Genomic DNA, 23321 nt, shown 5'->3' on the forward strand with positions numbered 1-23321 from the left:
TCCGGTGAAACTAGCGGACCTTGACGAAGACCGGGTTCGAGTAGAACCACAGGTCTTCCCACGGGCTCTCCAGGCCGTCCGCGAGCGGCTCGGCCTCGTCCGTGCTGGTGCCGCGGACGCGGGCGTACATGTCGCCGTCCACGTCGCGCAGGGTGTGCTTGATGACGTACTCGTCACCCTGCTTGCGCCAGTCGCGCTTGCCGAACCGCGCCACGACCTTGGTGGTCGGGTTGGTGTCGGAGTCGCGGTTGTCGGCCTTGCCGGTGATCTTGCCGGTGATCAGGTCGACACGACGGACCTCGGGACGGTCGCCGTTGGCGTTCTTGCCGTTGAGCGGGCGGAACCGGATCTCGATCTCGACGTCCGTACGGCCCCGGTTGTCGATCGTGATCGACTCGCCCACGGACGCCTCGTTGCCGCGGTTGCTCGCCGTGACGTCCAGCGTCCGGATGAGGTCGCCGGTGCCGACCCAGATCCGGCCGTTGCGCAGACCGTCCATGATGTCGGCGTAGTCCTGCCGCGCCAGCACGTGGGTCTTGCTGTACTCGCCCGGCCAGAAGTCGGAGCCGCCACGCGTCCAGTGCACGTGCGAGTCGGACGTCGCCGTGATCCACCAGCGCCGGCCCTCGCCGAGCAGCGCGTCCCACAGGCCGCCGACACGCGCGGTCATCTGGTCGAAGCCGCCGTGCGTCGGGTAGTTGCCGTACCCGCCGCGGGCGCCGCCGTTGAGCGGTCCTGCCTGGTGGCCGGGCGCGCCCTCGAAGCCGACGTAGATGTCGGGGGCGGCGTCGTTGCCGTTGCGGAACTCGCGGGGGGTGTCCTGGCCGTAGACGCCCAGGCCGGGCGCCGAGCGCGAGGCGTGGTGGGCGATCACCAGCGGCTTGCGGCGCATGTCCTTCGCCGCCTTCAGGAACTCCACCATCTTGGCCTCGGTGTCACGGCCAGGGTCGGAGGGGAACGCGTCGAGCTTGGCGAAGCGCGACTCCAGCTCGAACAGCTGCTGCGCCTCGTCGGTGTGGTGCGGGATCATCAGCGTGTGGTGGTCGAGCGCCGGGGCGTCGAACTCCATGCCCCAGAACTGGAGCACCTCGGGGACGAGCACGCGCGAGCGCAGCAGGTCGGGGTAGGCCTGCTCCAGGTTGACCTTGGAGTGCGTCGGACCGCCGTGGTCCGTGCACATGGCCCAGCTGAGGCCGAAGTTCTTCGCCATGATCGCGTTGGTCACGATCGGGTAGACGGCGTCGGCGCCCTTCTTGAACACGGGCGGGTTCTTCGTCGTGTCGAACGAACCGCTGTACTCCGAGTGCACGTGGTGGTCACCGGCGCGCCAGGAGCGTCTGCGGGAGTCACCGGACTGGCCGGACTTGCGGTTGTCGTCGTCGTCCTCGTTGCCGAAAGCGACGCCGGCGCCAACGATGGGGGCAGCGGCGGCGAGCGTCGCACCGACGCCCGCGAACTTGACCAGGCGACGCCGCGAGAGCGCCGAGCGCTCGGGGTCTTCGGTGTTCTTGTCCTTCACGGTGTGAAGCCTTTCGTTCTACTTCCGGCGGGGGGTGCCAACCGCAGAGTCTCGGAGAACAAACCGAACGCCGGGTGAACGGAGGCAGGGCCCGTCGAGAACAACCACCACTGCCCCCTACACCGAAAGCCCGGCAACCCGCACGCTCAGCCGGCTTCTCCCCGCGCTCAGTCCAGGGCGCTCCGCTCCCGCCACTCCGCCCACGACAGATTCCAGGCCCCGAAGCCGTTGCCCGCCTCGACCGTGCCCTTGGTGTCGGCGCCCTTGATCTCGAACGGATCGCCCACGCGCACCTGCCCGTAGACCCAGGCGGCGTCGGTCGAATTCATCCCGATACAGCCCGAACTGCGGTTCGCGACACCCATGTAGCGCGAGTTCCAGGGCGCCGCGTGCGCGTACATGCCCGACCAGGTCAGCCGCATCGACTGGTCGACCATCTTGTCGTAGGCGTCACCGAGGCCCACGGTCTCGGAGTTCATGTTGATCGTGCCCTCCTTGGCCATCAGCACCGCCGTGCCGCGCCAGGACCGTTTGTCCCCGCCGGGGGTGCCGCCGGAGACCGGGATCTCGCGTACGGACTCGCCGTCCCGTTCGAAGGTGAGGCGGTGGCGGTCCAGATCGACCTTGACCACCTGGCGGGGGCCGATGGTGAACGTGGTCGAGTAGTCCCGTACGAACCAGCCGCCGGTCCCGGAGTCCGTGCCGTTCAGCTCCGCCCGCAGCGTGACCTTCGTACCGGGGCGCCAGTACGTCTTCGGCCGCCAGTCCACCCGGTCCCGGCCCGACCAGTCCCGTACCCAACCCCAGGAACCCTCGGTGTCGTTGGAGGTGGTGATCCTCAACTGCTTCTCCACCTCGGCCTTGTTCGCGACCGGGTTGTCGAAGACGAGCGAGACCGGCTGCGCGACGCCGACCGTGGCCCCCGCGCCCGGCCGCCAGTCCGTCTTGTTGACCTTGCTCGCGTCGGCGGTGCCGAACGCCGCCTCCGCCGTTCCCGTCGTACCGCCCTTCGTCCGGGTCGCCGCCCTGACGGTGTACGAGGCCCCGGGCACCGCCTTGCGGTCGGAGACCCAGACCATGTTCTTCGGCTCCAGCGAGCCCTTGAGGGTCCGGCCCCGGTCGTCGGTGACCGTGACGGACGTGAGCGTGCCGCCGTGGGCGGTGACCTTCACCGGGTGCCCCGCCTCGGCGCCCTGTCCGCGCGGGGTGACGGTGACGGTGGCCGGGCTCTCGGCGGCACGGCCGGCCTTGCCGTCGGCGGCGTCCGGCGTACCGCCCGCGGCGGCGGACGAACAGGCGGTGAGCGAGATGAGTACGGCCGGTGCGAGCGCGAGGCGTACGGACCGGTGGCGTGGGTGCGGTGGCTGACGCAACGGAGACCTCCGTCGGAAGGCAGTGGGACAGCGCGACTCTAGGCAGGTGAAACACGCAGGTGAGAGGCGTGCGGACAATGTGACAGCCACTGATGGCGAACGGTCGTCGTCCCGTCACATTCGGCCCGTGGAGCGGTCACGGACCGCTGTGAGCATCCTCGGCGTCCCCGCGGACAGGTCGGGGTGGAAGAGAGGCTCACACTGTGGCAGCGCTCCTTGTGACGGCCGGCCGGACCGGGCAGAGCCAAGGCGGCCGGGACCTATGGCCGCGACCCGTCACCGCACAGGCGTACCGCGCGTTCCTCGCCTCCCGTACGGGGGCGGCCCTCGGTCCCGGATTCCTGCAGTGCCCCTCGTGGGCCGAGGTCAAGGACGGCTGGCGGCCACTGCTGCTGGGCTGGGGACCGGCTTCCGGATCAGCTTCCGAACCGGTGGGCGAACCGGCGGGCGGAGCCGCGCCGGGAGCCGGGGGGCTCACCGGCGTGGCGCTGGTGCTGCTGCGTCAGTTTCCGGGCACCCGGCGGTATTTCGCGTATCTGCCCGACGGGCCGGTCACCGACTGGACCGATCCGGACATCGACGGCTGGCTCACACCCCTGCTGCGGTATCTCAAGGGCGCCGGCGCCTTCGCCGTACGGATCGGGCCCACGCCCGCGCACCGCCGCTGGCACCCCGGCCCGCTGAAGTCGCGGACCGGAACCGGTATGCGGCTCGCCGATGTCCTCGACTGCGAGGTCGACCCGCTCGGTACGGCGGTCGCCGAACGGCTGCGGGCCCGGGGCTGGCAGCGCTGCGGCGACGACACGGGGGGCGGCGGGGACGCGCAGCCCCGCCATGTCTTCCAGGTGCCGCTCGCCGGCCGCGGCACCGACGACCTCTGGTCGGGACTCAACCAGGAGTGGCGGCGCAACGTGCGCCGCGCACAGAAGGCAGGGGTGGAGGTGTCCGTGGGCAGCGCGGCCGAACTACCCGAATTCTACCGGCTGTTGTGCCTCACCGAAGAGCGTGACGGCTTCCGGCTCGGCCGCTCGCAGGCGTACTACGAGCGCCAGTACGCCGCGCTCAACGCGGAGGAGCCCGGCCGGATGAAGCTCTATCTCGCCCGTCACGAGGGCGAGATACTCGCCGCGCACACCATGATCACCGTCGGGCGGCGGGTCTGGTACCAGACGGGGGCCTCCGCCGACCACCGGCGGGAGGTCCGCCCGTCGAACGCCCTCCAGTGGCGGATGATCCTCGACGCCCACGCGGCCGGCGCGGAGGTGTACGACATGCGCGGGGTACCCTCCACTCTCGATCCGGCGGATCGTTCCTTCGGGCTGCTGCGCTGGAAACTCGGCACCGGGGGACAGGTCGTCGAGACCTTGGGGGAGTGGGAGAGACCGTTGGCCGGGACGACCAACCACGCGCTGTACCGCGCCTTCCAGGCCTACCTGGCCCGCCGATGAGCGCCACATCCGTCGCGAAGCCGGGCGAACCCGCGCCTTCCGCCGAGCCGGGCGAGCCGTCCGTCGCCCGCAGCGGCGTGATCATGGCGGCCGGGTCCGTGGTGTCACGCGCCGCCGGATTCGTCCGGTCGGCCGTGGTCGCCGCCGCACTCGGCGTCGGGCTCACCGCCGACGGTTACGCCGTCGCCAACTCCGTCCCCACCATTGTCTACACACTGCTCATCGGCGGCGCCCTGAACGCCGTGTTCGTCCCCGAACTGGTCCGCGCGGCCAGGGAGCACGAGGACGGCGGCGCCGCGTACACCGACCGGCTGCTCACCGTCTGCGTCGTCGCCCTGCTCGCGATCACCGCGTGCGCCGTATGGGCCGCGCCCGCGCTCGTCGACGCGTACACCGGCTACACCGGTGAACAGGCCACGATGACCGTCGCGTTCGCCCGCTACTGTCTGCCGCAGATCTTCTTCCTCGGGATCTTCACGCTGCTCGGTCAAGTGCTCAACGCCCGGGGCCGGTTCGGCTCGATGATGTGGACGCCCGTCCTCAACAACGTCGTCGTCATCGCGGTGTTCGGCCTCTACCTCGCGACGGGCGACGGCTCCGAACTCACCGGCGCCGAAACCGCGCTCCTCGGCTGGGGCACCACGGCGGGCATCGCCGTACAGGCGCTGGCGCTCCTGCCCGTCCTGCGCGCGGCCCGGTTCCGCTGGCGGCCCCGCTTCGACTGGCGCGGCAGCGGACTGACCAGACCGCTGCGCGCCGCGGGCTGGCTGGTGCTGCTCGTGCTCACCAACCAGGGCGCGTACTGGGTGGTGACCCGGCTGGCGACCCTCGCCGGCGGCCGGGCGGCGGGCGAGGGCATCGACGGCGGCGCGGGCTTCAGCGCGTACAACAACGCCTATCTGCTCTGGGCCGTACCGCACGGCATCGTCACCGTCTCGCTGGTCACGGCACTGATGCCACGGATGAGCCGGGCCGCGGCCGACGGTGACCGGGACGGCCTGCGACGCGACGTCTCGTACGCCCTGCGGAGCAGCGCGGCGGCGGTCGTACCGGCCGCGTGCCTCCTGCTGGCCCTCGCACAGCCGCTGATGGCGGCCGTGTTCCAGTACGGGCGGACCGACGCGCGCGACATCGCGGTGATGGCCGGGATCCTGATGGCGTTCGCGCCCGGACTTGTCGCCTTCTCCGGGCAGTACGTCCTCTCCCGCGCCTTCTACGCGCTCTCCGACACCCGCACCCCCTTCCTTCTCAACCTGGTGATCGCCGGACTCAACGCCGGTCTGTCGCTGGCCGCGTACGCGCTGCTGCCGGCCCGGTGGGCCGTGACCGGGATGGCCGGCGCCTACTCGGTGGCCCTGCTGGCGGGATGGGTGCTGACGGCGCTGGTCCTGCACCGCCGGCTCACGCCCGCCGTGCCCGCCGCCGTGTCCGTACGGTCCGCATCCGTCGCCGCCCACGCGCGCCTGCTCACCGCCGCCGTACCGGCCGCCTTCGTCGGCCACCTCGCTGCCGCCCGCGCGATGCCGGCGGGCGCGGTCGCCGCCTGCGCCGCGGGCGTTGCCGCGGTCGGCCTGGTCTTCGTCCTCCTCGCCCGCCCGCTCCGGCTCACGGAACTCGACCACCTGCTCACCGGCCTCACCCGCCGCCTCGTCCGACGCCCCACCCGGCGCTGAGAACCCCTGGGACAATCCGCCTATGCCACGCGTGCTCCTCATAGAAGACGACCCCTCCGTACGCGAAGGGGTCGAACTGGGCCTGCGCCGCCGGGGTCACGAGGTGCGGACCGCCGCCACCGGCGAGGCCGGCCTCGCCGCCCTGGACGAGTTCCGCCCCGATCTGCTCCTGCTGGACCTCATGCTGCCCGGCGTGAACGGCGTCCAGGTCTGCCGCCGGGTGCGTGAGAACAGCCAGTTGCCGATCATCATGCTCACCGCGCGCGGCGACGACTTCGACGTCGTCGTGGGCCTGGAGGCGGGCGCCGACGACTACATCGTCAAACCCGCCCGTACGGAAGTGATCGAGGCCCGCATCCGGGCCGTGCTGCGGCGCATCGACGAGCCGGGCAACGGGCGGCCCGCCGTCGAGTTCCACGACGAACTCGCCATCGACCGCACCGGCCTCACCGTCACCAAGTCGGGGCAGCGGCTCGCGCTCGCCCCCTCCGAGATGCGTCTGCTGCTGCATCTGAGCGCGGCGCCCGAGCAGGTGTTCAGCCGGCAGCAACTGCTGGAACACGTATGGGAGCACAGCTACCACGGCGACGCCCGGCTGGTCGACGCGTGCGTCCGGCGGCTGCGCAACAAGATCGAGTCGGCGCCTGGCAACCCCCGGTACATCCAGACCCTGCGCGGCTTCGGCTACCGCTTCGGACCGCTGTGAAAGGCATCGGGCCCGGCCGGCCCGCCACCCCCTTCAAGCTGCGCACCCGTCTGGTGCTGGCCTTCCTGCTCGTGGCCGTCGTCAGCGCGGGCACCACCGCCACCCTCACCTTCCGGGAGGCGCGCAGCAGTGTCCTCAGGACGGCGCAGGACACCGCCGTCTCGTCCTTCCGTGAACAGGTCCAGCAGATCGGTGTCGGGCTGCCCGTGGAGGACCCGGACGGGCTGTCGGAAGTCCTGCGCGACATCGCCCGCAAGGGCAAACCGCACACCTGGATCGTCTTCGCCGAGTACGGCACACTCCGGGCCTCCTCCGGGACCAGCCCCACCTCCACCGTGATCACCCCCGAACTGCGCCGCAAGGCCACCGGCTATCCGCACGGCAGCTTCGAACGGGTCGTCAAGGACGGTGTGCCGTATCTGACGATCGCCATGCCCACCGTCTTCAAGGTCGGGGTCGGTGGTGTCCTGTCCACGGGGCTCGTCCTGTACGCGGTGATGCGCATGGACCAGGAACAGACGCAGGTCGACGCGCTGATCACCGCCGCCAGGGACGGCGCGGTGCCGGGACTCGCGATCGCGCTGCTGCCCGCGCTGCTCGCCGCCCGGAGCGTCCTGCGCCCGGTCCGCGAGCTGCGGCGGGCCGCCCGCAGCATGGGCAGCGGCCGGTTCGACACCCGTATCCCGGTCCGGGGCAGTGACGAACTCGCCGATCTGGCCCGCACGTTCAACGAGTCCGCCGGTGAGATCGAGCGGTCCGTGGACGAACTCCAGCGCGCCGAGGCACGCGCCCGGCGCTTCGCCGCCGACGTCTCGCACGAACTGCGCACCCCGCTCGCCGGGATGCTCGCCGTGACCGAGGTGCTCGACGAGGACGCGGGCCGGCTCGACCCCGACACAGCGCAGGCGGTACGGCTGATCAGCGCGGAGACCGGAAAGCTCGCCGTACTCGTCGACGACCTGCTGGAGATCTCCCGATTCGACGCGCGCGCCGCCGAGTTGAACACCGACGAGGTCGACGCGGCCGAGACCATCGCCAAGACCCTGGAGAGCAGGCACTGGACCGGCCAGGTACGCACCGAACTGCCCGGTGGCATTCGCGCCCGGCTCGACCCGCGCCGGTTCGACATCGTCGTCGCCAACCTCGTCGGCAACGCGCTGCGGCACGGCGGCACGGGCGTCACCGTACGGCTGCGCACGAGGACGAGCGACGACGGTACGGGCCTGCTCGTGATGGAGGTCGCCGACCGGGGACCCGGCATCCGGCCCGAGGCGCTGCCGCACATCTTCGACCGCTTCTACAAGGCGGAGGCGGCCCGGACCCGTTCGACGGGCAGCGGGCTGGGACTCGCGATCACCCAGGAGAACGTACGGCTGCACGGCGGCACCATCCACGCCGCCAACGCGCCCCGGGACAGCACGGGAGACCCGGACGCGGCGACCGGCGCGGTCTTCACCGTCGAGATACCCCTGAACGCGGGGGAGGGGACCGCGTGACCCGCTCGTGGCGCCGCCTGCGCGGCTCAACTCCCCTTGTGTCCGGGGCGGTTCTCCTTCTCACGCTGCAACTCACCGGCTGCGACATCCAGTCGACCGACGCGATCGACGCGGGCGGGCCCGCCACCATCCAGGTGTTCCCGAGCCGTGAGGACCGGACGCTGCTCTTCTTCCGCTCGGAAGGAGCGCTGATGCCCGTGGCCCGGCCCGGCGCGTACGTACCCCCGCAGGACCCGGCGAACCTGTCGGACCAGCCGACGGCGGATCCGGCGACGGCGGGGACCAAGGCCCTGGTGGCGCTCTTCGGCGGACTGCTCCCGAATGAGCGCGAGGTCGGGCTCACCGACGGTCTGCCCGATCTTCCCGACCTGCCCGGCGACGGCGGTGGCGAGTCGCCCCGGGTGGAGCTGACCAAGGATGACCGGACGCTCGCCATACTGCCTCTCGCGCTCAGCGGCCTCGACGACACGGCGGTACGGCAGGTGATCTGCACCGTCGCGTTCGCACGGGACGCCGAGGGCAGCCGGCCGGTGCTGCTGCGGGGCACGGACGGGACCATGAAGCCGGCCAACTGCGACGCCGACATCGATCTGGGCGTACAGCCGCGCAGGGCGGTCGCACCACCCGCGGACAGCCTCTGACGGGTGCGGGGGCGGCATCAACCGCCCGTTCCGCCCATGTCCGCCCGTGTCCGTCACCCGAGATGCGGCAGCAGCCTGTCCGGCAGCATCGGCAGTTCGCGCAGGCGCACCCCGGTCGCGTGACGCACCGCGTTGCCGATCGCCGCGGCCGTGCCGACGATCCCGATCTCGCCGATGCCCTTGCTGCCCATCGGATTGAGGTGCCGGTCGTCCTCCTCGATCCAGTACGCCTCCAGGGAGCGCACGTCCGCGTGGGCGGGGACGTGGTACGAGGCGAGGTCGCGCTCCACGAAGTCGCCGGCGACAGGGTCGATCGTCGCCCCCTCCATCAGCGCCATCCCCAGCCCCATCGTCATCCCGCCGATGAACTGGGAGCGCGCCGTACGGGGGTTGAGGATGCGGCCGGCGGCGTAGACCCCGAGCATCCGCCTGACCCGGATCTCGGCCGTGTCCGTGTCCACCTGCACCTCGGCGAAGTGCGCGCCGTAGGCGTGGCGGGCGAACTCCGTCCCGGCCGCGACGTCCTCCGTGGTGTCGGCGCTCGCCGACAGCCCCTCGGAAGGCACGGTGCCGCCCACCTCGTCGATACGCGCACGCAGCGCACGGCACGCCTTGTCGACGGACCAGCCCCACGAGCCGGTGCCCGCTGAACCGCCCGCCAGCGGGGCGGTCGGCAGATCGCTGTCGCCGATCACGATCCGGACCCGCTCGAAGGGCGCGTGGAGCGCGTCGGCGGCGATCTGGGCGAGCACGGTACGGGCTCCCGTACCGATGTCCGTGGCGTTGACCCGTACCAGGAAACCGCCGTTCGCGTCGGCGCGCGCCTCGGCGGTGGAGGGCAGGATGAACACCGGATACGAGGCCGATGCGACACCGCTGCCGACCAGGAACCGGCCTTCCCTCCGCAGCCCGGCACGCGGATCGCGGTCGCCCCAGCCGAACCGCCTGGCCCCCTCGCGCAGACACTCCACGAGATGGCGGCTGCTGTAGGGACGGCCCGAATCCGGCTCGTGGGACGGGTCGTTGCGCACCCGCAGCTCCACCGGGTCCACCCCGACGGCCAGGGCCAGCTCGTCCATCGCCGACTCCAGCGCGTACATGCCCGGCGCCTCGCCCGGCGCGCGCATCCACGACGGAGTCGGCACATCGAGCGCGGTGACGCGATGGACGGTGCGGCTGTGCGGCGAGGTGTACATGGTGCGGGCGGACGTGGCGGCCTGCTCCACGAACTCCTTGACCGTGGACGTGTACGAGACCATCTCGTGCGCCAGCGCGCTGATCACCCCGTCCTGGTCGGCGCCGAACCGTACGCGCTGGATGGTCGGCGGCCGGTGCCCCACGACCGCCGCGAGCTGGGAGCGGTGCAGCGCCAGCTTGACCGGGCGCCCGACGTGCCGGGCCGCCAACGCGGCCAGCACCGGCTGCGGGCGCGGCGTCCCCTTTGAACCGAAGCCGCCGCCCACGTGATCGCTGATGACCGTGACCTGCGCCGGGTCGAGGGAGAAGAGCGAGGCCAGCGTCTCGCGCACGACGCTCGATCCCTGGCTGGAGTCGTACACGGTCAGCCGCCCGTCGTGCCACTGGGCGACGGAGGCGTGCGGCTCCATGGGGTGGTTGTGCGTCGGGTCCATGGAGTACGTGACGTCCACGGTCACCGGGGCGGCGGCGTAGACGGTGTCGAAGTCACCGCGCTCCCGGGTGCCGGGATAGCCGCCGTTGGCCACCTCCGGGGCGTAGAGACCGGGGTGGTCGGCGGTGAGGACGACGTCGTGCTCCTCGGCCGCGTAGGAGACCCGCACGGCATCGGCCGTGGCGCGTGCCGCCTCCAGCGTCTCGCCCACGGCGACCGCGATGATCCAGCCGCGGTGCGGCACACGGTCGTCCCGCAGCATGCCCAGCGTCGCGTCGTCGGGGGCACTGACGTGCTGCGCGTTCTCATGGGTCAGTACGGCGACGGCCCCGGGCTCGGCGAGGGCGGCGGCCGTGTCGATGGACGTGATCCGGCCCTTGGCCACGGCCGCGGGCACCACCCACGCGTAGAGGCAGCCGGGCGGGGTGTGCTCGGCGGAGTACCTGGCCGTACCGCCGACCTTGGCCAGGCCCTCGATCCGGACGGCGGCGGAGCCCAGGGCGCGTTCGCGGCTGGTCGTCATCGGTCTCCTCCGCGGGGGTCGGTGTGGCGGGGGTCGGTGGGGTCGGTGGCGGTCGCCGTGGGGTCGGCCAGCTCGGTGAGCAGGCGGACGGCGAGATTGCGGGCCATGGGGACCTTGAAGCCGTTGTCCCGCAGGGGCCGGGCGGCGGCGAGTTCGGCGTCCACCGCGTGCCCGAAGGACTCGGGCGTGGCCGGCTCGCCGCGCAGTGTGGCCTCGGCGGTCGTGGCCCGCCAGGGCTTGTGGGCCAGCCCGCCGAAGGCGAGCCGTACATCCCCCACGACACCGTCGCGCACGTCGAGCACCACGGCGGCCGATGCCAGCGCGAAGGCGTACGAGGCACGGTCCCGGGCCTTGCGGTAGGCGGACGGCAGCCCGGCGGTCGCCCCGGGGACCCGGATGCCGGTGATGAGTTCGCCCGGCCGGATCACGGTGTCCTTCTCGGGGTGGTCGCCGGGCAGCCGGTGGAAGTCGGTGAGCGCCACGGTGCGTTCGCCGTCCGGCCCCAGCAGCTGGACATCGGCGTCGAGCGCGGCAAGCGCGACGGCCATGTCGGAGGGGTGCGTCGCCACGCACGCCTCGGAGTGCCCCAGCACGGCGAGATCGCGGTGGGCGCCCTCCCTGGCCGGACAACCGGTGCCCGGCTCCCGCTTGTTGCACGGCTTGGTGACGTCCTGGAAGTACGCGCAGCGGGTGCGCTGGAGCAGATTGCCGCCGGCGGTGGCCGCGTTGCGAAGCTGCCCGGAGGCGCCCGCGAGCAGTGCCTGCGACAGCACCGGGAAACGTGTGCGGACGGCCGGGTCGGCGGCCAGGTCGCTGTTGCGCACGGTGGCGCCGATGAGCAGGCCGCCGTCGTCGGTCGCGTCGACGTGGTCGAGCGGCAGCCGGGCGACGTCGACCAGGTGGCCGGGGGTCTCGACCCCGAGCTTCATCAGGTCGACGAGATTGGTGCCGCCGCCGAGGAAGCGGGCGGCCGGGTCGCGGGCGAGGAGGGCGACGGCCTGGGCGGGGTCGGTGGCGCGTTCGTAGGTGAAGGACTTCATGAGGTCATGTCCGCCTTGCTCGTACTGCCGGCCCAGGTCGTGCTGCTCGACGTGCTTGAACTGATCGTCGTACTCGTCCGCGGCGTCGTACCCGCGACGTCCTGGACGGCGGCGAGGATGTTCGGGTACGCGGCGCAGCGGCAGATGTTGCCGCTCATCCGTTCGCGGATCTCGTCGGGGGTGAGCGGCACCGGTTCGCCGGGCGGCGGGCCGTCCGCGCCGGTGACGTGCGAGGGGTGTCCGCCGGCCGCCTCGGCGATGACACCGACCGCCGAGCAGATCTGGCCCGGGGTGCAGTAGCCGCACTGGAAGCCGTCGTGGTCGAGGAACGCCTGTTGCATCGGGTGCGGCCGGGGCAGCTCGTCCGCACCGCCGCCGGGGGTGTTCGCGCCGTCCGCCAGGCCCTCGATCGTGGTGATACGGGCGCCGCTCTGCGCGACGGCCAGAAGCAGGCAGCTGTTGGTGCGGCGGCCGTCCACGAGAACGGTGCAGGCGCCGCACTGGCCGTGGTCGCAGCCCTTCTTGGGGCCGGTGAGATCCAGGTGCTCGCGCAGCGTGTCGAGCACGGTGGTCCGGTTGTCGAGCGTCAGTCGGCGGGGAGTCCCGTTGACATGGAGAAGTACTTCCGAGGTATTTGGCACCACCCTCGGGTATCCGTCGGGAATGCCCCGGAAACGACTCCCGCCGGGGACCACTCGAACAGCTTCGGCCAGGTGAGGCGACCCAGGACCGGGGTCCGGGCCGGGGTTCGGGCCGGGGTCCGGCGAGGGCGGACGAGGGCCTACACGCGGCCGTCGGTCCGGGCCGCGAGGCGGACCTTGATGCGCTTGCCCACGGGCTCCCGGCGGACGTCGTATCCCTCGCAGAGCGAGATGACGATCTCCAGCCCGTGCTGCCCGATCCGGCCCGGTTCGGCCGCGCGCGGCACCGGCAGCGTGGAGTCGGTGTCCCACACGGTGATCTCCACGACGTCCCCGTCGAAGACCAGATCGAGGAGGCAGGGGCCGGGCGCGTACTTGCACGCGTTGGTCACCAGCTCACTGACGACCAGCTGCGCCGTGTCGATCACGCGCGACGGCACGGTCAGGCCCTGGTCCGTCCGTACGCTCCCGAGGACGCCGGCCGTGAAGCGGCGCGCCTCGCCGATCATCCCGGAGTCCCCGTCGAACACCGCGCCCCGCCTGAGCACCCGCCCCGTGGCCGGGCAGCGGTCCTCGGTCTCCTCCACCTGCCCGTCCATGGTTCGATCCGTTCCCCCGCAGCGGCTCCTGGGAGCCGGCTCTTCGTCTGTTCATGCCACCGCCTGCCCCGCTTCAGCCACTTCAGTCCCAAAGCAGGGCAACGAACCGTACGAGCCTGGTCGATACCGGGACCGTCGGTCGTACGGTGTTATAGATTTTGATCCACTTTTCAGTCACGAACAGCAGGAGGAGATCGTGGGCGTTTCCCTGGGCAAGGGTGGCAACGTTTCGCTGAGCAAGGAGGCTCCCGGCCTGACCGCGGTGCTCGTCGGCCTCGGCTGGGACGCGCGCAGTACGACCGGTGCGGACTTCGACCTCGACGCGAGCGCGCTGCTCGTGAACAGCGCCGGCCGGGTGCTCTCCGACCAGCACTTCATCTTCTACAACAACCTGACGAGCCCTGACGGTTCGGTCGAGCACACCGGTGACAACCTCACCGGTGAGGGCGAGGGCGACGACGAGTCGCTGAAGGTCAACCTCGCCGGCGTTCCCGCCGATGTCGACAAGATCGTCTTCCCGGTCTCGATCCACGAGGCGGGCTCCCGCGGCCAGAGCTTCGGCCAGGTCCGCAACGCGTTCATCCGCGTGGTGAACCAGGCCGGTGGCGCCGAACTCGCGCGCTACGACCTCACGGAAGACGCCTCCACCGAGACCGCGATGGTCTTCGGTGAGCTCTACCGGCACGGTGCGGAGTGGAAGTTCCGCGCCGTCGGCCAGGGCTACGCCTCCGGACTGGCCGGTATCGCGGCCGACTTCGGCGTCAACGTCTGACCACGGACGCGACGAACGCGAGAAGCAGGCACGCGTTCAGCACATAGAGACACGAGCAAGAGACACCACCAAGAGACACGAGCAAGAGACACCACCAAGAGACACGAGCACGAGCACGAGCGGGACGGTGGCGGACGAGACTTGGTCCGCCGCCGCCCGGCCGGTCCGCGGGGCCGGCACCAGGTCCGTATCGAACGGGCTTGACGCGCAACAGGTTTCCCCGGCGTCTCACAGCCGGGGATCGACGTGGATTTTGGGTCCCGGGCCGGCTCCCTCGGGCCGGGCGCCCGCCAGTACCTCCGCCAGCGACTCCAGCGCCACCGTGCCCGCGACCAGCGGACGCGGATCGACCGCGCCCGACGCGTAGTGCCCGATGGTGCGGGCGAGGGCGGGCGACGCGCTCAGGATGCCCACGGCGGTGACGTCCTTGAGCACCAGCGCGCGGGTGTCGATCCGGCTCGGCCCGCTCGCCAGACCGATGTAGACCACGCGCTTGCCCGGTTCGACCAACTCCAGTGCCCGCGCCGGAAGATGAGCGGCGTTCGACGCGTCGATCACGGCGTCGAAGGGCAGATCGGGAAGCCCGTCGGCGGTCCACGCGCCGTGCGCTCCCACGGAGCGGGCGAAGTCCAGGGACGCCTCGTCGAGCCCCTGTACATGCACTTCCGCGCCCCGCGCGAGCGCGAACCGCGCGGCGAGCAGACCGATGGTGCCCGGACCGAGCACCAGCAGCCGGTCGCCGCGGGACAGTGCGGCCGCCTCGACGGCGCGCAGCGCGTTGCCGCCCGGCTCGACCAGCGCGCCCGCCGTCGCGTCGACACTGTCCGGCAGCGCGTGCAGAGACGAGACGGGGACGGCGACCTGTTCGGCGAGCGCACCCGGCCGGCCGTGCCGGATGCCCAACTCGTAACGGTCCTCGCACACATGGTGCAGCCCGCCGGCGCACCGCCGGCAGTGCCCGCAGCCGAGCATGGTGTCCCCGGTGGTACGCCGCCCGAGCCAGTCCGGTCCGACACCCTCGCCCACGGCCGAGACGGTGCCGCACCACTCATGGCCGATCCGGATCGGATACGAGGCGTGCCCGTCGTGCAGATAGCTCATCTCGCCGGTGTAGAACTCGATGTCCGTGCCGCAGACACCCACCCGGTCCACATCGACGACGACCTCGCCGGGCGCGGCGACCGGCGGTTCGACGTCCCGCACCCCGCACCTGCCGGGACCGGTGATGACAAAAGCACGCAAGGGCGACCTCCTGACGGGCGGGCCGGACGGCGGGTGGGAGGGCGGGGGCGCCCTTCCCCGGTACGGCTCCGGAAAGTTAGGGTGCCAGCCATGCCGGAGCAGCGCAGCTCTCAGTGGTACGCGGGAACGGACCGGAACGCCTACATCCACCGGGCGTGGATGCGCCGGGGACTGCCCGCGCACGCCTTCGACGGACGACCCCACATCGCGATCGCCAACACCGCCTCCGATCTGACGCCCTGCAACGCCCACCTCGGTGAGGTCGCGGAGAGCGTCAAGCAGGGCATCTGGGAGGCCGGCGGCGTCCCGATGAATCTCCCGGTCGTCTCCCTCGGCGAGACGCTGGTACGGCCCACGGCCATGCTGTGGCGGAACATGGCGGCGATGGCGACCGAGGAGATGCTGCGGGCCAACCCCGTCGACGGAGTGGTGCTGCTCGGCGGCTGCGACAAGACCATCCCGTCCCTGCTGATGGCCGCGGCCTCCGTCGACCTGCCCGCCGTCGTCGTGCCCGGCGGTCCGATGCTGACCGGCACGTTCCGGGGCAAGCCGCTGGGCTGCGGCACGGACGTGTGGAAACTCAGCGAGGAAGTGCGGGCGGGAACGCTCTCCGAGGAGGAGTTCCTGCGCTCCGAGTCCTCGATGATCCGCAGCCGGGGCCACTGCAACACCATGGGCACCGCCTCGACCATGGCGTGCGTCGCGGAGGCACTGGGCACCACCGTCCCCGGCGTCGCCGGCATCCCCGCCCCCGACAGCCGGCTGCTGGAGAGTGCCCATGGCACGGGACGGCTCGTCGTGGAGATGGTCGCCGATGGCCGCCGCCCCAGCACCACACTGACCAAGGGGTCCTTCCTCAACGCGATAGTCGCCCTGGCCGCCGTCGGCGGCTCGACCAACGCCGTCGTGCATCTGCTCGCGATAGCCGGACGGCTCGGTATCGACCTCACGCTCGACGACTTCGACCGCACCGGCGCGGGCGTACCGCTCCTGGTCGACCTCCAGCCCGCCGGACGTCATCTCATGGAGGACTTCCACCGGGCCGGCGGTCTGCTCGCCGTTCTGAACGAGGTGCGGGACCTGCTCGATCCGGCGGCGCTCACCGTCACCGGCACACCGCTGGTGGACCATCTGGACGGGGCGCGGATCTGGGACGACTCCGTCATCCACCGGCGTGCCGAACCCCTCCAGGCCGACGCGGGCATCGCCGTGCTGCGCGGGAACCTGGCCCCCTCGGGCGCCGTCATCAAACCCGCGGCCGCCTCGCCCGAGCTGCTGAACCACCGGGGCCGGGCCGTCGTCTTCGACAGCATCGAGGACATGCACGCCCGTATCGACGACCCGGACCTCGACGTCGACGCGACATCGGTGCTCGTGCTCCGGGGCTGCGGCCCCAAGGGCTACCCGGGCATGCCCGAGGTGGCGAACCTGCCGCTGCCCACCAAGCTGCTGGAGCGGGGCGTGCGTGACATGGTGCGGATCTGCGACGGCCGGATGAGCGGGACGGCGTACGGCACGGTCGTACTGCATGTGGCGCCCGAGGCCGCGGCGGGCGGCCCGCTGGGACTTCTGCGCACGGGGGACTGGATCGAGCTGGATGTCGCCGGGCGCCGTCTGGACGTGGACATCCCCGCCGCGGAGCTCGAACTGCGGCGCCCCGCCGAGGAGATGACCGGCGCCTTCGCCGCCCCGGCGCGCGGCTGGGAACGTCTCTATGTCGACCATGTCATGCAGGCCGACACCGGCGTCGACCTCGACTTCCTCGTCGGGTCGAGCGGCCACGAGGTGTCACGCGAGTCGCACTGAGCACGGGCGGCCCGCCGGGGCCGCCCCTCAGACGTGGTCCGGATCACCGCCGTGGCCCGGATCGGGATGTATCGGGTCGTGCTGCCCGGCCCGCGCCGACTCCAGCTGCGCGGCCAGAGACAGCCCCAGGAGGAGGGATATGCCCGCCAGCTGGGACCAGAGCAGCAGCGCGACGAACGCGGTCAGCGGCCCGTACACGGAGCCGAAGGACCCGCTGTAGCTGACGTACAGAGTCAGCAGCCACGTCGCGCCGACCCACAGCAGCAGATGTACCGCGGAGCCGAACGCCAGCCACGTATAACCCGGCTGATCGCGGCGCGGGGCCCGGCGGAACAGCACCGCCGAAGCCAGCCACGTCAGCGAGATGCCCACCGGAATCCGCAGCCACCCCCAGACGTCCCGCGCCGACTCGCCCCACTGGAACGTCTCCGCGAGTGCGCCGCCGACGGCCTTGCCGCCCACCAGAATGAGAAACCCGCCCACCAGCGGCAGCCCCGCCGACACCGCGAGCGCCAGCGCGCGCCCGTACTTCGCGTGGAACGGGCGGTCCCGCTCAACGCCGTAGATACGGTTCGCGCCCCGCTCGATCTGCGCCATCGCCGACGCCAGATTCAGCGTCGCGAACCCCAGCCCGAGCCACACGGCCAGCTCACCACCGGGACCCGAGGCGCCGCCTTCGGCGCGCCCGAGGGAGGTCCGGATCAGATCCGCGCTGGGCCCCGGCGCGATCCCGGTGAGCGTCAACTCCACGACGCGGCCCACGCTCTCCGTATGAAGGGAGGTCGCGACGCCCACCAGCGCGATGCTGAACGGCACCAGCGCCAGGACGAACTGGAAGGCCAGCGCCCTGGCGATGCTGAACCTGTCCGCGTAACGGAACCGCACGAACGCGTCGTGCAGCAGCTTGCCCCCGCCGTACGTGCGCAGTGCCGCCCACGCCTCGTCCCCGGAAAGCTCTTCCCCGATCATGTCCCGGGTCTGTGGTACCCGCACCACCGTGCCCATCGTGCCCCCGACTCGAATTGATCTGCCGAAGACGGATTCTCGCAGGCGGGCGGATATGAGAGGTTGCTCGGGGGTTCGCTGTGGGCCCCGGCAGAGGTGGCCGAGGAAGTGGGCAGGCTGTGGAGGCAGGGGCTGTGTTGCACGTAGGTCGAGTGCTGAGGTTCGACGAGGTTCGCGGGTACGGGTTCATCGTCCCGAGCGAGGGGGACGAGGACGTGTTCATGCACGCCAACGATCTGCTGGACGAGAAGTACCAGTACAAGGCGGGCAGTGAGGTCGAGTACTTCCTGGAGATGGGGGACAAGGGTCCCAAGGCGTCACAGATCAGGCTGGTGAACGCGCCCGCGCCGCAGCGGAGTTCGTCGGGTACGGGCCCCGCGGATCCGCACGGCGACTACTCGGACGTGCTGTCCCAGGTCGAGCTGCGGAACGAGCTGACCGAGGCGCTGCTCCAGGCCGACGGGAGTCTGACGGGTGATCAGATCAAGCGGGTGCGTATGTCGGTGATCGAGCTGGCGCGCTCCCACGGCTGGCTCGAATCCTGAAACGGTGGTGGTGGGCGGGGCGCCGCCCACCACCCGGCCCGGCTACCCCGTCTTCGCGGAAGGCTCCGACTCCGGCGCGGCAGCGGGAGGCGGAGGTGGCCCGGCCTTCGTACGCTGCGGCGCCAGGAAGAAGAACATCGTCGGGATCAGATACAGCGCCCACACCGACACCTGCACGACGGTCGGATCGGGCTGGAAGTTGAAGACGCCCTTCAGCAGCGTGCCGTACCAACTGTCCGGCGGGACCGTGCTGGTGATGTCGAACGCCTTGTTCTGGAGGCCGCCGATGAAGCGCGCCTCCTGGAGGTCGTGGAAGCCGTACGCGAGGACGCCCGCCGCCACGATCACCAGCATCGAGCCGGTCCAGGTGAAGAACCTCGCCAAGTTGATCCTCAGCGCGCCCCGGTAGAAGAGCCAGCCCAGCACGATCGCGCTGGCGATCCCGAGCAGCACGCCGATCAGCGGCCCCGACCTGCCCTCACCACCCGCCCGTACCGACGCCCACACGAACAGCGCCGTCTCAAGACCCTCCCGCCCCACGGCCAGCAGCGCGGTCGCGACCAGCGCCCCCGTACCCATCCGCAGCGCCGCGTCGAGCTTGCCGTGCAGGTCGCGCTTGAGATGCCGCGCCGTACGCCGCATCCAGAAGACCATCCAGGTCACCAGCCCCACCGCGGTGATCGACAGTGACCCGCCGAGCAGCTCCTGCGCCTCGAACGTCAGCTCCTGGGAGCCGAATTCGAGCGCGGCGCCGAACGAGAGCGAGACCGCGCAGGCGATACCGATACCGGTCCACACCGGCCGCAGCGCGTCGCGGCGGTCGGTCTTGACCAGATACGCGACGAGGATGCAGACGACCAGACTGGCCTCCAGCCCCTCGCGCAGACCGATCAGATAGTTGCCGAACATGCCGGCCGTCCTTCCGCCGATGTCACTGTGCCGGTCACGAGCGCGCGGGTCATGAGAACAGCTCCCGTCCCCACCAGTCGCCGGAGTCCCGGACGCCCGGCGGCACGGCGAAGACCGCCGAACCCACGTGCTGGATGTACTCGTTGAGCGCGTCGGCGCGCGACAGACTCCGCTGTACGGGGATGAACGCCTCCCGTACGTCGTGCTGGTACGCCAGGAAGAACAGGCCCGCGTCCAGCCGGCCCAGCCCGTCCGTACCGTCGGTGTAGGAGTAGCCGCGCCGCAGCATCCGCGCCCCGCTGTTGGAGTCGGGGTGCGCGAGCCGTACGTGCGAGGTCGGCAGCATCGACTTGAGGAACGGCTCGTCGTGCTCCTTCGCCTTGCCGACCGGCGCGCCCTCGCCCTTGTCCCGTCCGAAGATGTCCTCCTGCTCCTTCAGGGAGGTGCGGTCCCAGGACTCGATCCGCATCGCGATCCGGCGCGCCACCAGGTACGAGCCGCCGGCCAGCCAGGCGGGTCCCGCCTCGGCCGGCACCCACACGTGCCGGTCGAGCGCGGCGGCGTCGGTGCCCGCGACATTGCGGGTGCCGTCCTTGAAGCCGAAGAGATTGCGCGGAGTCTGCGCGTCGGGCGTGGTGGACGACGTCTTGCCGAAGCCGAGCTGCGACCAGCGGATCGCGATCCGGCCGAACCCGATGCGGGCGAGGTTACGGATGGCGTGCACCGCGACCTGCGGATCGTCGGCGCACGCCTGCACGCACAGGTCGCCGCCGCTGCGCGCCGGGTCGAGATTGTCGCCGGGGAACTTCGGCAGCTCCACCAGCGCCTCGGGCCTCCGCCTCGCCAGGCCGAAACGGTCCCCGCGGGCCTTGCCGTCCCCCGTGAACAGGGAAGGACCGAAACCGATGGTCAGCGTCAGCCTGGACGGTCTGAGGCCGATCGCCTCGCCCGTGTCGTCGGGCGGTGCCTCCGGCAGCCCGCCGAACGCGCCCTCGCCGACCGCGCGTCCCTCGGTCATCAACGCGGCCGCCGCCGTCCAGTCCTTCAGGAGCTGGACCAGCTCCGCCCGGTCGCCGGTGGTCACGTCGAAGGCCGCGAAGTGCAGCCGGTCGGGCACCGCGGTGGCGATCCCGGCCTGGTGCGCGCCGTGGAAGGGGACGGCCGCGCCCGCCGACCCGGCCGGCTCCGACCCGTCCGTATCGCGCAGGGCGACGGCCGTACCGCCGGTCACCCCGGCGCCGAGCGCGAGCCCCGCACCGCCCCAGCCGATCACCGAACGGCGGGACGGCGTACGGGGTTCGCCCGCCGGTGCGCCCGGCTCTGTCTCGTCGGTCATGTCCCGCGCCACTACTTCACGACCGCGGCGGCGAGCTTCGACAGCGGCTCGGCCAGCGCGTTCACCGCGTCGGACAGCTCCTTGCGCTCCGGCTCGCCGACCTTGTCGTACGAGGTGAAGACGTAACTCGTCCTGTCCTCACGGTACTTGTCGAGCAGCGTGTTCAACGCCGCGAACTGGGTGTCTAGTTCACCGGTCAGCTTCGCGTCGTTCTTCGAGGCGACCGGCTTCAGCAGCGCGTACGACTTCTCGGCGCCCTCGACGTTGGCCTTGAAGTCGACCAGGTCGGTGTGGCTGTACCGCTCCTCCTCGCCGGTGACCTTGCCCGCGGCGACCTCGTCGAGCAGTTCCTTGGCGCCGTTCGCCATGGACGTCGGGGTTATCTCCGCCGTACCGACCTTCTTCTGCCAGGCGGTCAGATCGGTGATCAGCAGATCCGCGAGTTCCTTGTCGCGCGGGGTGATCTTCTTGTCCTGCCACAGCGCCTTCTCCAGGCGGTGCCAGCCGGTCCAGTCCGTCTCGGGGTCCTGGCCGTCTTCGAGGCCGTCCGCGCGGAGGTCGACCTTCGGGTCGATGTCGCCGAAGGACTCGGCCACCGGCTCGGTGCGCTCCCAGCCGATACGGGAGTCGGCGTACGCCTTCTTCGCGGCCTCGATGTCACCGGCCTTCACCGCGTCCGCGAAGACCTTCGCCTTCGGCAGGGTCTGCTCGGCCTGCTCCAGCGTGTACTGCCGGTACGCCGCGACCGCGGCGTCCAGCTTCGGGTCCCGCTTCGCGGTCTTCCCGCCGCCGGTCGCCTTGACCTGCTGCCGGATGCCCTTGCCCTTCATGCCCGGCTTGCAGGCGATCTCGTAGTCGCCGGCCTTGATCTCCGCGGTGATGTTGGCCTTGGTGCCCGCGCCGATGTTCTCGCGCTCGGTGACGATCCGGTCGTCGGGGAACAGGACATAGACCTCGGTGACCTTCGAGCCCTTGTTCTCCACGGCCAGTTGAAGGTGACCGGCGGGGAACTCCTTCTTCGACACCTCGCAGGAGGTGTCGGTCGCCGTGACCTTGATGGCCCCGTCCCCTCCGGCGTCGCTCTTCTCGGCGCACGCCGTGACGGTGGTGAGGGCGGCGACCGCCGCGAGGGCGGTGACCAGGGAGAGGCGGACGGGACGCATGCGGGCTCCAGCGGCTGAGGACGGTGTTTGCGGTGTTTCGTCATGGCCCCAGGGGTGAGGCGAGCCTAAGTTAGCTCAGCCTTACTCGTCCGAAAACATGGCAAATTCTGCGATACCGGATTCAATGGGTGGTTCGCCTTTGCTCATCCTTTTCAATGGCCTTACTTCTGTCCGCTCCACGCCCCACCAGCGAGAGGCCGAACCTCCCATGCAACTGAGCATCCGCAACCAGCTCCCCGGCACCGTCACGGGGGTCATTCCCGGGGAGGTCATGGCCACGGTCAGGGTCCATCTGGCGGGTGGGGAGGACGTCACCGCCGCCATCACGCTGGAGGCCGTCCAGGAGCTCGGCATCGCGGTGGGCACGGCGGTGCGCGTCCTGGCCAAGGCCACCGAGGTCTCCCTGGCCACCGGGCCGATCGACGGCCTGAGCATCCGCAACCGGCTGGCCGGCAAGATCACCGAGATCGTTCTCGGCACCAGCCTGGCGAACGTCAAGCTGACGGTGGGGGAGACCGAGCTGACCGCCGTGATCACCAGGGAAGCGGTGGAGGAGCTGGGGCTCACCCCCGGGACCGGCGTCACCGCGCTGGTCAAGTCGACGGAGATCTCCCTCGCGGCCGTCTGAGCGGTCCGGGGCGCCGAAAGCCTTGATCCGGGCTGCTTCTGCGATGAGTTCCGGCCGGTGTCACAGTCAGAAGAGGAGAAGGAAGCGCCCGAGCCGTAGAGGCGGCGAACGGCGACGACAACGGGAGACAGCGATGCCGAAGATCACCCCCAATCTCTGGTTCGACGGGCAGGCGAAGGACGCCGCCGAGTACTACATCGGGATCTTCCCGAACTCCAAGATCACAGGTATCACCCACTACGGCGAGGCCGGTCCCGGGCCGGCCGGCACCGTACTCACCGTCGATTTCGAGCTCGACGGCCACCGCTACACGGGGATCAACGGCGGCCCGCAGTTCACCTTCGACGAGGCCGTCTCGTTCCTGATCGAGTGCGCCGACCAGGAAGAGGTCGACTACTACTGGTACAAGCTCTCCGAGGGCGGCTCGGAAGGCCCCTGCGGCTGGCTGAAGGACAAGTTCGGCCTCTCCTGGCAGGTCGCGCCCGCCGGGATGGAGGAGGTGCTGAACGACCCGGACCAGGAGCGTGGCCAGCGGGCGATGAAGGCGATGCTCGGCATGAAGAAGATCGACCTGGCCGCCCTGCGGGCCGCCGCCGACGGGACGGCCTGAAGCGGCTGACGTCCAG

General features: G+C 71.1%; 21 protein-coding genes. 10 read left to right on the top strand and 11 right to left on the bottom strand.

Annotated features, from left to right (window positions below):
• Positions 1-10 precede the first annotated feature (10 nt).
• Together OIE74_RS35185 and OIE74_RS35190 are read right to left on the bottom strand one after the other, a co-directional pair.
• Entirely contained in the window at positions 11-1519 is a 1509-nt protein-coding gene (locus OIE74_RS35185; RefSeq protein ID WP_329391047.1) for a phosphoesterase, read from the bottom strand.
• Positions 1520-1686: 167 nt separating this feature from the next.
• Positions 1687-2892, bottom strand: a complete 1206-nt coding sequence (locus OIE74_RS35190; RefSeq protein WP_329391049.1) for a L,D-transpeptidase — start codon at positions 2890-2892, stop codon at positions 1687-1689.
• A gap of 203 nt (positions 2893-3095) precedes the next feature.
• Here OIE74_RS35190 and OIE74_RS35195 point away from each other — a divergent pair, with 203 nt between their 5' ends.
• The 5 genes from OIE74_RS35195 to OIE74_RS35215 are packed head-to-tail and all read left to right on the top strand — an operon-like array spanning position 3096 to position 8856.
• Positions 3096-4340: a lipid II:glycine glycyltransferase FemX gene (locus OIE74_RS35195; protein WP_329391051.1), complete on the top strand. Its 1245-nt coding sequence runs from the start codon at positions 3096-3098 to the stop codon at positions 4338-4340.
• Positions 4337-6013 (top strand): murein biosynthesis integral membrane protein MurJ, encoded by a 1677-nt coding sequence (gene murJ / locus OIE74_RS35200; protein WP_329391053.1) that lies wholly within the window; start codon positions 4337-4339, stop codon positions 6011-6013. The genes OIE74_RS35195 and murJ overlap by 4 nt, the downstream gene beginning before the upstream one ends.
• Before the next feature lie 22 nt (positions 6014-6035).
• Positions 6036-6719, top strand: coding sequence for a response regulator transcription factor (locus OIE74_RS35205; RefSeq protein ID WP_329391055.1), 684 nt, complete (start codon positions 6036-6038; stop codon positions 6717-6719).
• A complete protein-coding gene (locus OIE74_RS35210) occupies positions 6716-8215 on the top strand; it encodes a HAMP domain-containing sensor histidine kinase (protein ID WP_329391058.1) in 1500 nt (499 codons plus the stop codon). Before OIE74_RS35205 ends, OIE74_RS35210 begins: the two co-directional genes overlap by 4 nt.
• On the top strand, positions 8212-8856 hold the full coding sequence (locus tag OIE74_RS35215; RefSeq protein WP_329391060.1) for a hypothetical protein: 645 nt from the start codon (positions 8212-8214) through the stop codon (positions 8854-8856). Before OIE74_RS35210 ends, OIE74_RS35215 begins: the two co-directional genes overlap by 4 nt.
• A 53-nt stretch (positions 8857-8909) precedes the next feature.
• Here OIE74_RS35215 and OIE74_RS35220 read toward each other — a convergent pair whose 3' ends face one another.
• The 4 genes from OIE74_RS35220 to OIE74_RS35235 form a co-directional block, all read right to left on the bottom strand.
• Complete coding sequence (locus OIE74_RS35220; protein ID WP_329391062.1) at positions 8910-11009, bottom strand: xanthine dehydrogenase family protein molybdopterin-binding subunit; 2100 nt, start codon at positions 11007-11009, stop codon at positions 8910-8912.
• A complete protein-coding gene (locus OIE74_RS35225; protein WP_329391064.1) occupies positions 11006-12049 on the bottom strand; it encodes an FAD binding domain-containing protein in 1044 nt (347 codons plus the stop codon). The genes OIE74_RS35220 and OIE74_RS35225 overlap by 4 nt, the downstream gene beginning before the upstream one ends.
• A complete protein-coding gene (locus OIE74_RS35230) occupies positions 12046-12714 on the bottom strand; it encodes a 2Fe-2S iron-sulfur cluster-binding protein (RefSeq protein WP_443076393.1) in 669 nt (222 codons plus the stop codon). Before OIE74_RS35230 ends, OIE74_RS35225 begins: the two co-directional genes overlap by 4 nt.
• Positions 12715-12830: 116 nt before the next feature.
• Positions 12831-13289 carry an ATP-binding protein gene (locus tag OIE74_RS35235; RefSeq protein WP_329391068.1) on the bottom strand — a complete coding sequence of 153 codons (459 nt, stop codon included), beginning with the start codon at positions 13287-13289 and terminating at the stop codon, positions 12831-12833.
• 196 nt (positions 13290-13485) lie between these two features.
• Here OIE74_RS35235 and OIE74_RS35240 point away from each other — a divergent pair, with 196 nt between their 5' ends.
• Positions 13486-14061 carry a TerD family protein gene (locus tag OIE74_RS35240; RefSeq protein WP_078078626.1) on the top strand — a complete coding sequence of 192 codons (576 nt, stop codon included), beginning with the start codon at positions 13486-13488 and terminating at the stop codon, positions 14059-14061.
• Positions 14062-14289: 228 nt separating this feature from the next.
• Here OIE74_RS35240 and OIE74_RS35245 read toward each other — a convergent pair whose 3' ends face one another.
• Positions 14290-15303, bottom strand: a complete 1014-nt coding sequence (locus OIE74_RS35245) for a zinc-dependent alcohol dehydrogenase (RefSeq protein WP_329391071.1) — start codon at positions 15301-15303, stop codon at positions 14290-14292.
• Between the two features lie 90 nt (positions 15304-15393).
• On the opposite strand from OIE74_RS35245, the gene OIE74_RS35250 reads away from it, so the two are divergent.
• Entirely contained in the window at positions 15394-17109 is a 1716-nt protein-coding gene (locus tag OIE74_RS35250) for an IlvD/Edd family dehydratase (protein ID WP_329391073.1), read from the top strand.
• Positions 17110-17136: 27 nt separating this feature from the next.
• Here OIE74_RS35250 and OIE74_RS35255 read toward each other — a convergent pair whose 3' ends face one another.
• On the bottom strand, positions 17137-18114 hold the full coding sequence (locus OIE74_RS35255) for a YihY/virulence factor BrkB family protein (protein ID WP_329391076.1): 978 nt from the start codon (positions 18112-18114) through the stop codon (positions 17137-17139).
• A gap of 134 nt (positions 18115-18248) precedes the next feature.
• Between OIE74_RS35255 and OIE74_RS35260 the strand changes: the two genes are divergently transcribed.
• On the top strand, positions 18249-18659 hold the full coding sequence (locus OIE74_RS35260; RefSeq protein WP_329391078.1) for a cold shock domain-containing protein: 411 nt from the start codon (positions 18249-18251) through the stop codon (positions 18657-18659).
• A gap of 42 nt (positions 18660-18701) precedes the next feature.
• Here the strand turns inward: OIE74_RS35260 and efeU are convergent, their stop codons facing one another.
• Genes efeU through efeO form a run of 3 tightly spaced genes read right to left on the bottom strand, consistent with a single transcriptional unit; the run spans position 18702 to position 22067 of the window.
• Positions 18702-19568 (bottom strand): iron uptake transporter permease EfeU, encoded by an 867-nt coding sequence (efeU, locus tag OIE74_RS35265; protein WP_329391080.1) that lies wholly within the window; start codon positions 19566-19568, stop codon positions 18702-18704.
• Between the two features lie 49 nt (positions 19569-19617).
• Positions 19618-20904 carry an iron uptake transporter deferrochelatase/peroxidase subunit gene (gene efeB, locus OIE74_RS35270; RefSeq protein WP_329391083.1) on the bottom strand — a complete coding sequence of 429 codons (1287 nt, stop codon included), beginning with the start codon at positions 20902-20904 and terminating at the stop codon, positions 19618-19620.
• Between the two features lie 11 nt (positions 20905-20915).
• Positions 20916-22067 (bottom strand): iron uptake system protein EfeO, encoded by a 1152-nt coding sequence (efeO, locus tag OIE74_RS35275; RefSeq protein WP_329391084.1) that lies wholly within the window; start codon positions 22065-22067, stop codon positions 20916-20918.
• 208 nt (positions 22068-22275) lie between these two features.
• Here efeO and OIE74_RS35280 point away from each other — a divergent pair, with 208 nt between their 5' ends.
• Both OIE74_RS35280 and OIE74_RS35285 read left to right on the top strand, forming a co-directional pair.
• Entirely contained in the window at positions 22276-22695 is a 420-nt protein-coding gene (locus OIE74_RS35280; protein ID WP_329391086.1) for a TOBE domain-containing protein, read from the top strand.
• Positions 22696-22828: 133 nt separating this feature from the next.
• Complete coding sequence (locus tag OIE74_RS35285; protein ID WP_329391088.1) at positions 22829-23305, top strand: VOC family protein; 477 nt, start codon at positions 22829-22831, stop codon at positions 23303-23305.
• The last annotated feature ends 16 nt before the right edge of the window (positions 23306-23321 follow it).

Origin of the sequence: Streptomyces sp. NBC_01716 (assembly GCF_036248275.1) — a bacterium.
Lineage (GTDB): Bacteria > Actinomycetota > Actinomycetes > Streptomycetales > Streptomycetaceae > Streptomyces.